12 protein-coding genes and 2 pseudogenes are annotated in these 12,964 nt (G+C 69.2%); 1 reads left to right on the top strand and 13 read right to left on the bottom strand.

The features are described from left to right. Positions 1-3: 3 nt before the first annotated feature. From LMA02_RS32040 to LMA02_RS32010, 7 genes and pseudogenes are all read right to left on the bottom strand, one after another. On the bottom strand, positions 4-1,206 hold the full coding sequence (locus tag LMA02_RS32040) for a glycosyltransferase family 9 protein (protein ID WP_228910690.1): 1,203 nt from the start codon (positions 1,204-1,206) through the stop codon (positions 4-6). Further along, positions 1,203-1,814 (bottom strand): D-glycero-alpha-D-manno-heptose-1,7-bisphosphate 7-phosphatase, encoded by a 612-nt coding sequence (locus LMA02_RS32035; protein ID WP_228910689.1) that lies wholly within the window; start codon positions 1,812-1,814, stop codon positions 1,203-1,205. Before LMA02_RS32035 ends, LMA02_RS32040 begins: the two co-directional genes overlap by 4 nt. Further along, positions 1,805-2,560, bottom strand: coding sequence for an SDR family oxidoreductase (locus LMA02_RS32030; RefSeq protein ID WP_228910688.1), 756 nt, complete (start codon positions 2,558-2,560; stop codon positions 1,805-1,807). The genes LMA02_RS32035 and LMA02_RS32030 overlap by 10 nt, the downstream gene beginning before the upstream one ends. A gap of 175 nt (positions 2,561-2,735) precedes the next feature. Beyond that, a pseudogene (locus LMA02_RS32025) lies at positions 2,736-3,269 on the bottom strand (hypothetical protein). After that, positions 3,211-3,463 (bottom strand): annotated as a pseudogene (locus tag LMA02_RS32020) (hypothetical protein); the annotation flags it as partial. The pseudogenes LMA02_RS32020 and LMA02_RS32025, both read right to left, overlap by 59 nt. 78 nt (positions 3,464-3,541) lie before the next feature. Next, positions 3,542-4,360, bottom strand: a complete 819-nt coding sequence (locus LMA02_RS32015) for a BON domain-containing protein (RefSeq protein WP_228910687.1) — start codon at positions 4,358-4,360, stop codon at positions 3,542-3,544. 286 nt (positions 4,361-4,646) lie between these two features. After that, positions 4,647-5,021, bottom strand: coding sequence for a chemotaxis protein (locus LMA02_RS32010; protein ID WP_228910686.1), 375 nt, complete (start codon positions 5,019-5,021; stop codon positions 4,647-4,649). A 293-nt stretch (positions 5,022-5,314) separates the two neighbouring features. On the opposite strand from LMA02_RS32010, the gene LMA02_RS32005 reads away from it, so the two are divergent. Further along, entirely contained in the window at positions 5,315-6,901 is a 1,587-nt protein-coding gene (locus tag LMA02_RS32005) for an ATP-binding protein (RefSeq protein ID WP_228910685.1), read from the top strand. Positions 6,902-6,941: 40 nt separating this feature from the next. Here LMA02_RS32005 and LMA02_RS32000 read toward each other — a convergent pair whose 3' ends face one another. From LMA02_RS32000 to LMA02_RS31975, 6 genes are all read right to left on the bottom strand, one after another. Then, on the bottom strand, positions 6,942-7,274 hold the full coding sequence (locus LMA02_RS32000; RefSeq protein WP_228910684.1) for a four-helix bundle copper-binding protein: 333 nt from the start codon (positions 7,272-7,274) through the stop codon (positions 6,942-6,944). Positions 7,275-7,303: 29 nt separating this feature from the next. Then, the gene (locus tag LMA02_RS35465; protein WP_324251338.1) at positions 7,304-7,495 is read right to left on the bottom strand and encodes a hypothetical protein; all 192 of its coding nucleotides are present in this window, start codon (positions 7,493-7,495) and stop codon (positions 7,304-7,306) included. A gap of 248 nt (positions 7,496-7,743) precedes the next feature. Next, positions 7,744-9,282, bottom strand: a complete 1,539-nt coding sequence (locus tag LMA02_RS31990) for an FAD-dependent oxidoreductase (protein WP_228910683.1) — start codon at positions 9,280-9,282, stop codon at positions 7,744-7,746. Between the two features lie 313 nt (positions 9,283-9,595). Further along, entirely contained in the window at positions 9,596-11,020 is a 1,425-nt protein-coding gene (locus LMA02_RS31985) for a PLP-dependent aminotransferase family protein (RefSeq protein ID WP_228910682.1), read from the bottom strand. Between the two features lie 529 nt (positions 11,021-11,549). Next, positions 11,550-12,005 carry a DUF1269 domain-containing protein gene (locus LMA02_RS31980; RefSeq protein ID WP_228910681.1) on the bottom strand — a complete coding sequence of 152 codons (456 nt, stop codon included), beginning with the start codon at positions 12,003-12,005 and terminating at the stop codon, positions 11,550-11,552. 154 nt (positions 12,006-12,159) lie between these two features. Beyond that, positions 12,160-12,612, bottom strand: coding sequence for a phosphate-starvation-inducible protein PsiE (locus LMA02_RS31975; protein ID WP_228910680.1), 453 nt, complete (start codon positions 12,610-12,612; stop codon positions 12,160-12,162). Positions 12,613-12,964 lie beyond the last annotated feature (352 nt).

Genomic DNA, 12,964 nt, shown 5'->3' with positions numbered 1-12,964 from the left:
ACGTCAGCTCCTGGTGATGACGTGCGCGAAGGGAATCACGTTCGATGCGTTCGCGGCGACCGGCTCCACGCCGCGCACGGCGGCCCGCGCGGCCGCGCGTTGCGCATCGCGCTCGTTGCCGCGCAGCAGCGCGTGCGTCGCCGCGACGACGTCGTCGACGCTCACACCGAGCAGGCACGGATGCCCCGGCTGGTTGCATACGCTCCGATAGCAGTTGCGACACGGCACATCGACGTTCAACGCGCGATGCGGCACACGCCACGGCGTGTGCTGCGGATTGGTCAGTGCGTACAGGTCGACGACCGGCGTGCCGAGCGCGGCCGCGAGATGCACGGGGCCGCTGTTGTTCGACAGCAGCAGATCGGCCGTCTCGATCAGCGCGCCGAGTTCGCCGAGCGCCAGCACACCGGCGAGCGGCACCGCGCGCGGCCCCGCGTGTTCACACACCGCCTCGACCAGCGCGCGCTCGTCGGCGCTGCCCGTCACCGCGATCCCGTCGAACAGCGGCGCGAGCCGCGCGGCCGCGGCGCCGAAGCGCTCGGCCGGCCAGCGCCGCGACGCCGCGCTCGCGCCCGGATGCACGACGAGCCAGCGCGCACGCGCCGCCCCGGGCCGGCGCGGGCCGCCGATCCGCTGCAACGCGGCACGCAGCCGTGCGTGCAGCGCGTGCCGCGCCACGTCGCCGGGCTCGAATGCCATCCGCCAGTCGGACGTCTTCGCGCCGATCGAGCGCACCAGCGCAAGCTGGCGCGCGACCTCGTGGCGCACGTACGATTCCGGCTCGAGTTCCGGCACGCGGTCGGTCAATAGTTCATACGGATTCTCGCGACAATGCGCGAGCCGCAGCGGGATGCCCGCGAGCCAGCACATCATCGCGGCCGGCAGCGGACTCTGGCTGTACACGGTGAAGATCACGGCCGCGTCGAAGTGGCCGGCCAGCAGCCGGCCGATCATGTCGAGATCGACGACCGGATCGCCGCGCGCGCCGGGATGCTTGACCCATGGCGCGTCATACGCCCACACGTCGTCGACCATCGGCAGATGCTTTGACAGCGCGGCGCCACTGCGCGACGTCAGCAGGATGAGCCGGCGGCCGTGCCCGCTCTCCTTCAGCGCGCGCAGCGCGGGCGTCGTCATCAGCACGTCGCCGAGGCTGTCGAGCCGCACGCACAGGATCCGGCGTGCACGATCCCATGCCGCGCTCATCGCCGCACCCACGAACCGTGACGGCGCACGGCGTCGCGCACGAGGAGGTCGGCGGCGAGATCGAGTCGGGGCACCACGTGGTGCGGCGTGCGCCTGGCATCGAGCCGCCATTCGGTCTCGTTGCCGCGGTCGACGAGGATCGTGCCGCAGCGTGCGGCGCGGCCGGCCTCGACATCATCGAGAATGTCGCCGATCATCCAGCTCCATTCGGCGACCGCGCCGAGCGTAGCGAGCGCGCGGCGTAGCATGCCGGGGCGTGGCTTGCGGCAGATGCAGTCGCAGCTATAGCGCGGCACGCTGCCCGCCGGGTGATGCGGGCAGTAAAAAAAGCCCGCCAGCGCCGCGCCGTTCGCTTCAAACAGTTCGGCGAGACGCTGGCGGACCGCGCCAAGCTCGGGTTCGGTAAAGCGGCCGAGCGCGACGCCCGGCTGGTTCGACACAACCACGATCGGTATGCCTGTCGCGCCGAGCGTGCGCAACGCGCGCTTCGCGCCCGGCGCGAGTTTCATCCGCGTGGGGTCGACGTTGTACGGCACGTTCTCGAGCAGCGTGCCGTCCTTGTCGAGCAGCACGGCGCCGGGCAGCCGCCGTTCGCGCTTCAGGGCCATGACGTCTCCTTCATCGGCAACACCATCAGCTCCGGCACGACGGTGCCCGGCGGCTGCGTCAGCACGAAACGCACGGCGGCCGCGACATGCTCCGGCGGCTGCAGCGTGTCCTCGTCGATGTCGGGGAAACGGTCGAGCAGGAACGGCGTGCGCATCCCGCCTGCGACGATCGCCGACACGCTCACGCCGGCCGGCCGCAACTCCGCATGCAGCGCATGCGACAGCCCGAGCAGCCCCCACTTCGTCGCGTGATACGCGGAGGCATTCGGCCACGCGCGCTTGGACGCCGTCGACGCGATGTTGACGATATGGCCGCTGCCGCGCGCCTTCATCATCGGCACGGCCGCGTGGCACATCAGGTACGGGCCGAACAAGTTGGTCATCAACACCTGCCGCCACGCCGCGACGCTGACGTCGTCGATCGGCGCGGTCACGTCGATCGCCGCGTTATTGACGATCACGTCGAGATCGCCGAGCGCCTCGCGCGCGTCGTGCACGACCTGCAGCACCGACGCTTCGTCGCGCACGTCGAGCGGCCGTCCGACCGCGTGGCCGCCATGCCGCTCGAGGCGTCGCGCGACGGCCGCCGCGCGATCGCCATCGAGATCGGCGACGATCACATTCGCGCCGTGTTGTGCAAGCTCCTCGCAGATGGCTTCGCCAAGGCCGCGGCCGCCGCCCGTCACGAGCGCGGCGCGGCCGGCGAGCGACGGGCCAGCGGGATCGTGAGTCGCGTTCACCTGCATCTCCTGTATGCGTCCGAAGAATCGTCGGATTCGTGGCCGTGACACTTGTCGCGACAAGCGTCGGTACAGGGGTACAGCGAGAACCATGCCCGTCTGCGCGCGCCCGCGCCGTGCCGGGGGCCGGCTCGGGGTCGCTGGCTTTTTTATAACAGGCTGTAAAAACGTGCCCGCTCGCCTACGTTCCGATCGCGAGCGCGTCCGGCGTCGCCTGCGCGCGGTGCTTCGCGAGCGCGCGCAGGCAGTGTGCGATGCAGCCCGCGAACGCCTCGTCGAACCACGGTTGCGCGCCCGATACGCCGACCATGATCCCGTGCTGCGCGACACCGCCCCACAGGTTCGTATCGCCCGCGCGCAGCCGGTACGGCTCCAGCGCCTGCACGACATGGCCGTCGCGGCCGGTTTCCCACGACAGCCGCGCCTTCGCGCGTGCGTAGGCGCGCTAGTCGGCATCCCAGTCCTTCGGGTCGGGCAGCGAGAACTCGTAAAGAATGGCGTCCTCGAACGCGGCATCGCGCGGCCCGAGCGCCGGATCCATGATCACGATGTGCAGACAGCCGCTGTCGCCGACGAAGTCGCTCTGCAACGCGGCCGACAACGTCGGCAGCAGCAGCTCGACGGCCGCGACCGCGGCCTGGCGATCGGCGAACGCGCTACCGCCGCGACGCTCGGTCAGGGTGGCGGGTGGCGTCGGATGCAGAAGGTTCGGCATGGAGGTCTCCGGAGGAAAACGCGAGCGCGCGCAGCGCCGCGATCAGGTCGTCCGCTAGGGCGGGCTGGGTCAGGTAGGCAGGGAAATCCTTCGAGCGCGCGCTCGCGGTCGCGCTCGCGGTCGCGCTCGCGGTCGCGGTCGCGCTCGCGCGTATGGCCGGACAACGTGAGCGCGTCGAGCGGCGCGCGGCCGTCGCGCGCCAGCTCGTCGGTGCCGGCCGTCATGCGCGCGATGCCTGGGTCCGTGGTCGGGTCATCCCGCGCATCGCGCCGTCAATGATGCGATTCGCGGCCGGTGCCGCTGCCCGGTTCAGGGTCGCGCACGGCGGGCTGCGTCGGCGTGACGGTGCGTTGGGACGGATGCAGCACCGTGCCCGGTTCGTGTTCGTCGTCGCGGCGCACCCGCACGCGGTTCTCGACGTCGCGCACGCACATGCAGCCGTCGGCGATGTCCTCGATGTCGTGCTTCATCCAGCGCGACGGCACGGTGCCGTCCAGCTCGACGCGGCCGTCGCGCACCTGCACGGTGACGTCGCTCACGTCGATGTCGAGCGCATGCGTGAGCCGCTCGCAGACGTCCTCGCGAATGCGCTCGTCCGAGCGCGTATAGCCTTTCGGGCCACGGCGCTGGCGCATGGCCTCGCGTTGCGCATCGGTACGGCGCGGATCGCGTGGATCATAGTCGCGCTCGCCGCCGTACCAGCCCATCCGGTGATGACCGCGGAATCCCGGCTGATCGCCGCCATACCGGCCTTCACGGCCCTCGCCGCCTTCCGCGCGACGACCGCGGTTGCCGTAACCGCGCTCGGCTTCCCAGTCCGGTTCGCGCGAACCGCCCGGCGCGTCGCGCCAGTCCGGACGCTGCTCGGCCGACGTGCGCGCCGAGCGTTCGCTCCACTCGCTGCCCCAGTCTTCCGGGCCGACGTTCTCGCTCGCGAAGCGCCGGTATGCGGATTCATAGTCGGCGTCGTGCCGCTCGGATTCGCCGCCGCGAAAGTCGCGCTCGCCGCCCCGATACGCGCGCTCGCCGCGTTCCTGCCAGTCGGGCGGCCCGCTGCGTTCGGCTTGCCGTCCCGGATATCGTCGTTGCATCGTGTCCTCCTTGCGCGCCCCAGTGCCGCGCACGGCTCCATGCCGCATCGCGGCGCGCGTCGTTCGGACGGTTGCAAATCGCGTGCCGCGTTCGCAGCCGGGGCCGACACCGCGAGACGGGCGGGCGACGCGGCGCGGTTCATCGATTCGCGCTGTCGCCCCTTCCTGGTTCTCTTTGGGAAGCTCCTGTCGAGCGTCAGTCGCCGGCACCGGTGGCCGGCGCCGGCCGCCGCCCCTATCTGCAACGCGATTGCAGTTTTTGCGCGGAACGGCGCCGTATCGGGCCCTATGCGCCGCCCATGCCCGAGCCGGTCGGCTCGTCCGGATCGTCGGGGTCGTCAATGAGGCCGGCCTCGTCGAGCCGTTCGGTGCGATCCGGCTCGATATCGGCGGCGTCCTCGAGCCCCGCATCGCCGTCCGCGGACGCGCGCTCGCCGGTGCCAGCGCGGTCCGTATCGCTGTCGAGCGCCGCGTCGCCGCGTTCCAGCGCGTGCTCGTCGAGCGGTGAATCGACGTCGAACGGATAGCGCCGCGCGCCGGCCGTGTCGCTGCCGCTGTCGGACGAGTCGCTCGGCCCCAGCGCGCGGCCGTCGCGGCCGCGCCGCGCGTTCTCGTCGTCCGGGCCGGCCGATTCGTTGTCGGGATTCAGTGTACTGTTCATATCGATGTCCTCGTGTTCCGCGGGGCCGCAGGACCGCTGGCGTGCCCGATGTGCCCGTGTAGCGCGGGTCGGACGACAGCGCAATCGGCATGCCGCGCCGACGGCGATCGGGCCGCCGGCAGCCCGATCGGCCGGATCAGGCGACACGCGGCACGCACAATGCGCACCCATTGATCTGGTGAATCGGGTTCCCGTATGCTTTCGAGCGACTCAATCCGGTTCGAATCGCCGCAACCGGCTCCGCCAGGCGCGGCCGGGCGGCCTGAGGCTACCCTCATTTGACTTACCGTTCAATGAAGACAGACGACGCCATATCCGAGTTACATCCGCCGCTTGGCCCCGACGATGCACGCGATCTGGTGCACCGCTTCGCCGAGTTCCGCTTCGAAACCGTCGTCGGGGCGATCACCGACTACGCGGTATTCATGCTCGACCCGCAAGGCAACGTCGCGACGTGGAACGCGGGCGCGGAGCGCATCAAGGGCTATCGCACCGCCGAGATCATCGGCCACCATTTCTCGCGCTTCTATCCGCCCGACGCGATCGCCGCGGGCCGGCCCGCGTTCGGGCTCCACGAAGCGACCGTGCGCGGCCGCTTCGAGGACGAAGGCTGGCGCGTGCGCAAGGATGGTTCGCTGTTCTGGGCCAGCGTGACGATCACGGCCGTTCGCGATCATGGGGGCCAGCTGGCCGGCTTCATCAAGATCACGCGCGACATGACCGAGCGCAAGCGGCTCGCCGAACTGGAAATGTCGACGCACCGGCTCAGCGTATTCATCGCGATGCTCGCGCACGAACTGCGCAACCATCTCGCGCCGCTGCGCCACTCCGTCAGCGTGCTGCAAACGCTGCCCGATCCGGTGCCGATGCTCGCGCAATGCCGCGACGCCGTGCACCGTCAGGTCGGACAGCTGACGCGGCTCGTCGACGATCTGCTCGACGTCGGGCGTATCACGGCCGGCAAGGTCGAACTCGACAACGCGCCGGTGACGGTGCGCGACGTCGTGTGCCGCGGCGTGGAGAGCATCCAGCCGAAGCTGGCCACACGCCAGCAGCATCTTCGCGTCGAACTGCCGTCCGAACCGGTGGTGGTGCGTGGCGACGCCGCGCGGCTCGTGCAGGTGCTGCACAACCTGCTCGACAACGCGTCCAAGTTCTCGCCGCCCGGCGGGCGGATCGACGTCGCCGCCGACCGCGAGGGTTCCACCGTCGCGATCCGCGTGACCGATCACGGCGTCGGCATCGCGGCGGATTCGCTCGAAACGATCTTCGACCTGTTCGACCAGGACGGCGTGCCGGGCCGGCGTCCGGTCGACGGCTTCGGGCTCGGCCTTGCGATCTGCCGGTCGTTCGTCGAGCTGCATGGCGGCAGGATCTCCGCCGAAAGCGAGGGTCCCGACCAGGGTGCGACATTTACGGTACGGTTGCCCGTCGAGCACCATGCGCAAACGGCACGGGTCGAAGCGCCCGCGCCGCGCGCCGGGAAGCCGGCCGCCGCGCCGCTGAACATCATCGTCGTCGACGACAACCGCGACTCGGCCGACACGCTCGCCGTGCTGCTGCAGCTGAAGGGGCACGCGCCGCGCGTCGCGTACAACGCGAACGACGCGCTGGCGCTCGTGCGCGATACCGTTCCGCATCTGATGCTCATCGACCTGTCGATGCCCGACGTCGACGGCTACACGCTGCTGCACGAACTGCGCGCGATCGACACGGTGGGCGGCATGACCTGTGTCGCGCTGTCCGGTAATGCCAGCTCATCGGATCTCGCGCGCACGGCGCGCGAAGGCTTCGACGATCACCTCGTGAAACCGCTCGAGATGGCGGTGCTCGACGCCCTGCTGCAGCGTGTCGCGCGCACGGTGCATGGCGCGCCATGAACGTTTACGCTATCGCTCAAGCCCTCACGTAGGTGCTCACTCAAGCCATCGCGCGGCACATTGCCGCGCACGCGTCGCACGCCAGTGCGCAGCGGCGGCAATGTTCGTGCAGATGGCGCAGGCATTCGACCGCGCACAGCTCGCATACCTGCGCGCACAGCGCACACACACGCGGCGCGAGCACGCTGCGGCGCGCCATCACGCCCGACGCGAAGCGGCACAGCTGCGCGCATTCGATGTCCAGCGCAATGCAGTCGGCCAGTTTGTGTGCGTCGGGCTCCGCCAGGCATCCGGCCGCGCAGGCGTCGCAGGCCTGCGCGCACGCGTCGCACGCGGCCATGCAGTTGTCATAGCAAGCATTCGTTTCGCTCATCGCAGCGCTCCTCGTTCCAGTTCGGATCGTCATGGCATCGGCTTCACTTTCCTCCAGCCGGGCTCGCGCACGTCGAACGCGCGGTACGCGTCGATCGCGTTCGTCAGCGGCTCGCGGCACGTGAGCACGGACACGACCGCGTCGGTCGCTTGCGCGACTTCCGGGTCGGGTACCGTATCGATGCGAATGTCGCCGATGCCATGAAATACCACTGCTTTCATGTCGGGCCCTCTTTGTCGAAGGCGGCACCGGTGCAGGTACCGTCGCGCTGTGCTAGCAAGGTGCGCGCCCGTCGGGGTGTGCCACGCATGTCGTGCTTGTCGTGCTTGTCGTGCTTGGCGTGCTTGGCGTGCTTGCCGCGTGTGCGCGTGCGTGTGTGCGTGTGCATGTGCGTGTGCGCGGTCGGTCGGCCCCGGCGTCGCGGGTTCAACCGCCGCGCGACGCGGTCAATGCCACCCGAACGCGGCCGTCAGCACGACTTTGCTGCGCCCTGCTGCTCGAGCGCCTCTTCCGCCCGCAGGCAGTCGAGATCACGGCCAATCGTCGCGACCGCGAGCCGCTTGTCGCCGCGCCAGTACGTCACCGAACCGTCGTGCGCGCGCAGGTCGCCGTCGATCTCGACGCGGTCCCATTGCTCCGCATGTCCCACATAGCGGACGGTCAGATCGTAATGCTGGCTCCAGAAGAACGGCACCGCGTCGAATGGCCGCTGCTGGCCGAGCATGTTGCGCGCCGCCGCGATGCCCTGCCGCTCCGCGACGACCCAGTGCTCGACGCGAATGCGTTCGCCCGTCAACGGATCGGGCCAGCGCGCGATGTCGCCGGCCGCGTAGATGTCCGGTGCGCTCGTCTGCAGGAAGCGGTCGACCGTCACGCCGCGATCGACAGCCAGCCCCGCGTCCTGCGCGAGCGCGACGTCCGGGTGCACGCCGATGCCGACCACCACGACGTCGGCCGGCAGCACGTCGCCGTTCGATAGCGTCACGCGGTCCGGCGTGATCTGCGCGGGCGTCACGCCGAGATGGAACGTCACGCCGTGCGACTCGTGCAGCGCGCGAATCGTGTCGCCGAGCGCCTCGCCGAGCACGCGCGCCATCGGCTGCGCATCGGGCGCGACCACCTGCACGTCGAGCCCGCGCGTGCGCAGCGCGGCGGCCGCCTCAAGGCCGATGAAGCTCGCGCCGACCACGACGCAGCGCTGCGCATTCTTCAGCGTGCCGATCAGCGCATCGCAATCGGCGCGCGAGCGCAGCACACGCACGTGCGGCAGCTCGGCGCCCGGCACGGTCAGCCGGTTCGGCTCGGCGCCAGTCGCGAGCAACAGCGCGCCGTAGCCGACGCGGCTGCCGTCCGCAAGTTCGACCGCGTGCCCCGCAGGATCGATCCGCGCGACGCGCGTGCCGCAGCGCACGTCGATGCGCTGCTCGGTATAGAACGACGCGCCGCGCAGCGGCAGCCAGTCGGCTTCGGCCGTGCCGGCCAGATAATCCTTCGACAGGTTCGGCCGGTCGTACGGCGGCTCGCTGTCCGCGCTCAGCAGCGTGATCGCGTGCGGATAGCCTTCCTGCCGCAGCGTCACGGCCGCCGCGATCGCGGCCGCGCCGCCGCCGACGATCACCACCGATTCGGGCAGCCCGGCCGCTTTCAGGACGGGCGGCGACTCGGCGGGCCGTGCATCGAGCACGACCGCGAGGCCATCGCGGCGCTCGACGCGCCAGCACGTCAGGCCGTCGAGCGCCGGCGCACGCAGCAGTGCGCCGGTGCGCAAACAGAACGCCGCGTGATGCCACGGGCAGCGGATCGTGTCGCCGACGAGCAGCCCGTCGGCCAGCGGTGCGCCGTAGTGCGGGCATTGCGCGCCCACGGCAAACAGTTCGTCGGCGCGGCGCACCAGCAGCACCGGTGCATCGCCGACCCGGCCTTCGATCATCGCGCCGTCGGCGATGTCGTCGAGCGCGATGCCCTGCGCGAGATCGGGACGTGAAGACGAGGCGTCACTTGCGGACATGGCATGGCTCCCGGGAGGTGGGGTAACGGTCCCATTATCGGCGTCCTTCCTGAAAAGAACAGGTACAGACGACCCCGCGGCGCATGCAAACGCGGAACGTGGCTCGTATGCGATCCGCGACCGGCGTACAACGTCATCCACGTTGCGGCGCAACACGCCGGATGAACATATGCGGGGTCCGACGACCGGCGCAATCGGCATGCCGCCGCCTTCATCGCGTCACACGCGGAGCGACGCGATGGCGAACTCGCCGGCTCCGGCGGCGATGTGTGATGCGACCCGACGTGACTTCGCGTGATGCGCCGCGGCACCCTCAATCCATGCAGGTCGCCGCGAGCTTGCCGACCGTGACGAGCGCCCGCTCGATCTCCGGCGACCACGGGCTGCTGTAGTTCAGCCGGATGAAATTGCGGTAGGTGTCCGCGATCGAGAACATGTAGCCGGGGCCGATCGTGATGCCCTGCTCCAGCGCGAGCTGGTACAGGCGCATTGCGTCAACCTGGGCCGGCAGCTCGACCCACAGCACGTAACCGCCTGCCGGGCTCGAGATGCGCGTGCCTTCCGGGAAGAACCGCGACACCATCGCGCGCATCACGTTCGCCTGCTGCGCATACGCCTTGCGAATCCGCCGCAGGTGATGCTCGTAGCCGTCGCGTTCGAGAAACTCGGCGATCGCGAGCTGCGGCAGCGACGGCGTCGCCAGCGTGTTCAGGAACTTCAGCTTCTCGACCTGTTCGCGATAGCGGCCCGGCAATGCCCAACCGATCCGGTAGGCGGCCGTCAGGCTCTTCGAGAACGATGAGCAGTGCAGCACGATGCCGTTGCGGTCGAACGCCTTCAGCGCACTCGGGTGTGCATGGCCGAAATACAGTTCGTTGTACACGCCGTTCTCGATGATCGGCATGTCGGCTTTGGTTGCGAATTCAACCAGTTCGCGCTTGCGCTCGTCGGGCATCTGGAAGCCGAGCGGGTTCTGGAAATTCGGCATCACCATGCACGCGGCGATCGGCTGCGACTTCGCAATAGCCGCCAGCGCCGCGATGTCGATTCCGTATTCCGGGTGCGTCGCGACCTCGATCGCCTTCATCCCCATCCGCTCGATCGCGTGCAGCATCGCGTAGAACGTCGGCGACTCCACCGCGATCGTGTCACCCGGTTTCGCGACTGCCTGCAGGCACAGATTGATTGCCTCCGTCGCACCGACCGTCACGATGATCTCGTTCGGATCGACCGACATCCCGTTTTCCAGATAGCGCCGTGCGATCTGCCGGATCAGGCGCGGATGGCCCGGCGGCAGCCCGTCCGTCACGCCCCACAGCGACTTGTCGCGGCCCGCTGCATACGCATAGCGGTTCAGCTTCTCGAACGGAAACAGGCTCGGGTCCGGATACGGCGAACCGAGCGGCACCGCGTCATTGGTGCCGATTGCGCGCAGCGTCGACAGCACGAGCCGGCTCACGTCGACCGACGACGAGATCGCGATCGGCTTCGACGGCCGCAGCTCGCGCACCGGCGCGCGGTTGTCGTCGCGGCGCAGGTTCACGAAGTAGCCCGACTGCGGCCGGCTTTCCAGCAGCCCGCGGCTTTCGAGCAGCAGATACGCATGCAGCACGGTCGTAATGCTGATCCGGTGCTGCTGGCTCGCCTGCCGTACCGACGGCACACGATCGCCATGTCGATACACGCTTTGCCGGATGAGTCTCTCTATGTCGTTCGCGAATTTCTCGTAGAGCTTCATCCGCCTCGCCCCGCCAGCGGTGAACCGGCCCGCGACGCGTGTGCGCGCGTGCCGCGCCGATGCGCGAAGCCGGATAGCCGTGCCCGCTGGCGGGCGTTCTGGTGCGAGCGTCGGCCGTTACCGAAATTGAAGGCGGATAGCAATGCGAAATCCATCATGACGAGGATCGGCATCCTACTGCGTCAATTCGGCGAATGTAAGTGACAGTTTGGCGGCCAAACGTCAAATCGCGCGGGTGTGGTGAACAGATGGGAAGACCCTGGCACGCGGCCGCGTCTCGTGTCATCCGTACCGCCGCGCGCATGCGGTCGTGACGCGAAACGGCACGACGCGATTCGCGTGGCGACGCTCGAGCGTGACGGCGTGCGTACCGACGCTCGGTATAGCTGATTGTCCAGGTCCCGCGCACGCGCAATGCCGGGTCGTGCTTCACGATGCGCGGCGTCGCACGAATGCGCACGTGTCGTCGCCGCGATCCGCGCCGGGCCGAACGCCGGCCTGCGTCCGGCTCGAACGCGGCAAGCCGGGCCTAGCCCAGTATGTGGCGCACGATCTTGCCGCCGAATCCCGTCACGATGTTGTCGACCGAGAACGGCGTCGCCTCCTGCGCCTCGACGATGACCGCGACGCTGCCGGGCACGAGCCGTGTCGCGACCGATTCGACGAACTGGCCGTCGAGCAGCGCATTGCCGGCTGCGTCCGCGACGATGCCGGCCCCCGCGCCGGCCGCCATGCCGGTGATCGCGCCGAGCGGCCCGGCGAGCATCCCGAGCAGGCCGCCCGCGATCGCGCCGATCAGGCCGCCCTTGAACGGCCGCGACTCGACGTCGAGCACGGCGAGCTTGCCGTTCGCGTCCTTTTCGACGACGACGCCGTTGTCGACGTGGAATCCTTCATGCTTGTCCGACAGCGCCTCGAAATCGTTCGCGGCCTGACGGGCCGTCTCGACGCTGCCGAATACGGCGACGATCAGTTGCTTGGTCATGCGACACCTCTCCGGTTGATGAGCCACGCGAGCGCCGCCAGTCGACGGTCATCCGCGGATGGGTCGGACCGGGCGCGCGTTGCGTGCCGGGATCCGTGGGTGCGATACGCGCGCCTGCCGCTGCGTCACGAGCACGAGTGATGCGGGCCGCACGTCACCGGCGCGTATGCGCGTCCTCCTCGACATCGTCGACTTCCGCCGGAAAGCGATGCTGGCCGAAGCTCAGGATCAGCACGCCCACCGCGAGCAGCACGATCCCGAACGTGGTCATCAGCATCCGCTCGGGGCTGTCGGTCGCGCCGCGCAGGATCAGGTCACGCGCGAGCGACGTCATCGCGATGAATAACGGAAAGCGCACCGGCAGCCGGCCGAGCCGCAAATAGCGCACGTTCATCGCGAGCACCTCCAGATACAGGAACATCAGCAGCAGGTCGGTGAGCGACACCTCGCCCGCGAGCACGACCTTCCACGCTTCCTGCGCCATCGCGAACGCGGTCGCCAGACCGATCACGACCAGGCCGGCCAGCTCGGCCGCATGGAGGAAGTGGCCGAAGCGGCGGCGGATGCGCTCGGCGGCCGTATCGGCGGAAGCAGTGGACGTGTTCAAGGCGATGACCGGTGCAAAGAAGTCGATGCCGCGCTCGACGTTCCGTCGACGCCGTGCTCGCCCCCCGCGACAAAAATTCGCATCGCTTCCAGCAGGTTCGTCATGATGGTCCTCGTCGGCGGGTGGAGCGAACCCAATCTACTGCACGCGTCGCGCCCGCTCAAGAGCACAGCGCCGCGGGCTTCAGGAGTACAGCTGCACGCACGCGACGCAAAATCGAACCCTGATCAACCCATTCGAATGACAGATCGTCGATACGTGTTCCAAAGACCCGCCGAAGCTGCTAGATTGCAGGCTCGACGACGTTACGCGGTGCGGAGAGGTCACGCGCCGGGCGAACGCGCGGCCATCC

The organism is Burkholderia sp. B21-005, from assembly GCF_020843965.1.
Lineage (GTDB): Bacteria > Pseudomonadota > Gammaproteobacteria > Burkholderiales > Burkholderiaceae > Burkholderia > Burkholderia ambifaria.
Note: the sequence above shows the minus strand (reverse complement) of the source record. Positions and strands in the feature narration are given on the sequence as shown.

What these genes read in the sequence shown, in the direction of transcription:
- LMA02_RS32000 (WP_228910684.1), bottom strand. Translation starts at nt 7,274, where the DNA reads ATGAGCGAAACGAATGCTTGCTATGACAACTGCATGGCCGCGTGCGAC.
- LMA02_RS32010 (WP_228910686.1), bottom strand. Translation starts at nt 5,021, where the DNA reads ATGAACAGTACACTGAATCCCGACAACGAATCGGCCGGCCCGGACGAC.
- LMA02_RS31985 (WP_228910682.1), bottom strand. Translation starts at nt 11,020, where the DNA reads ATGAAGCTCTACGAGAAATTCGCGAACGACATAGAGAGACTCATCCGG.
- LMA02_RS31980 (WP_228910681.1), bottom strand. Translation starts at nt 12,005, where the DNA reads ATGACCAAGCAACTGATCGTCGCCGTATTCGGCAGCGTCGAGACGGCC.
- LMA02_RS32005 (WP_228910685.1), top strand. Translation starts at nt 5,315, where the DNA reads ATGAAGACAGACGACGCCATATCCGAGTTACATCCGCCGCTTGGCCCC.
- LMA02_RS31990 (WP_228910683.1), bottom strand. Translation starts at nt 9,282, where the DNA reads ATGTCCGCAAGTGACGCCTCGTCTTCACGTCCCGATCTCGCGCAGGGC.
- LMA02_RS32030 (WP_228910688.1), bottom strand. Translation starts at nt 2,560, where the DNA reads ATGCAGGTGAACGCGACTCACGATCCCGCTGGCCCGTCGCTCGCCGGC.
- LMA02_RS32040 (WP_228910690.1), bottom strand. Translation starts at nt 1,206, where the DNA reads ATGAGCGCGGCATGGGATCGTGCACGCCGGATCCTGTGCGTGCGGCTC.
- LMA02_RS32015 (WP_228910687.1), bottom strand. Translation starts at nt 4,360, where the DNA reads ATGCAACGACGATATCCGGGACGGCAAGCCGAACGCAGCGGGCCGCCC.
- LMA02_RS32035 (WP_228910689.1), bottom strand. Translation starts at nt 1,814, where the DNA reads ATGGCCCTGAAGCGCGAACGGCGGCTGCCCGGCGCCGTGCTGCTCGAC.
- LMA02_RS35465 (WP_324251338.1), bottom strand. Translation starts at nt 7,495, where the DNA reads ATGAAAGCAGTGGTATTTCATGGCATCGGCGACATTCGCATCGATACG.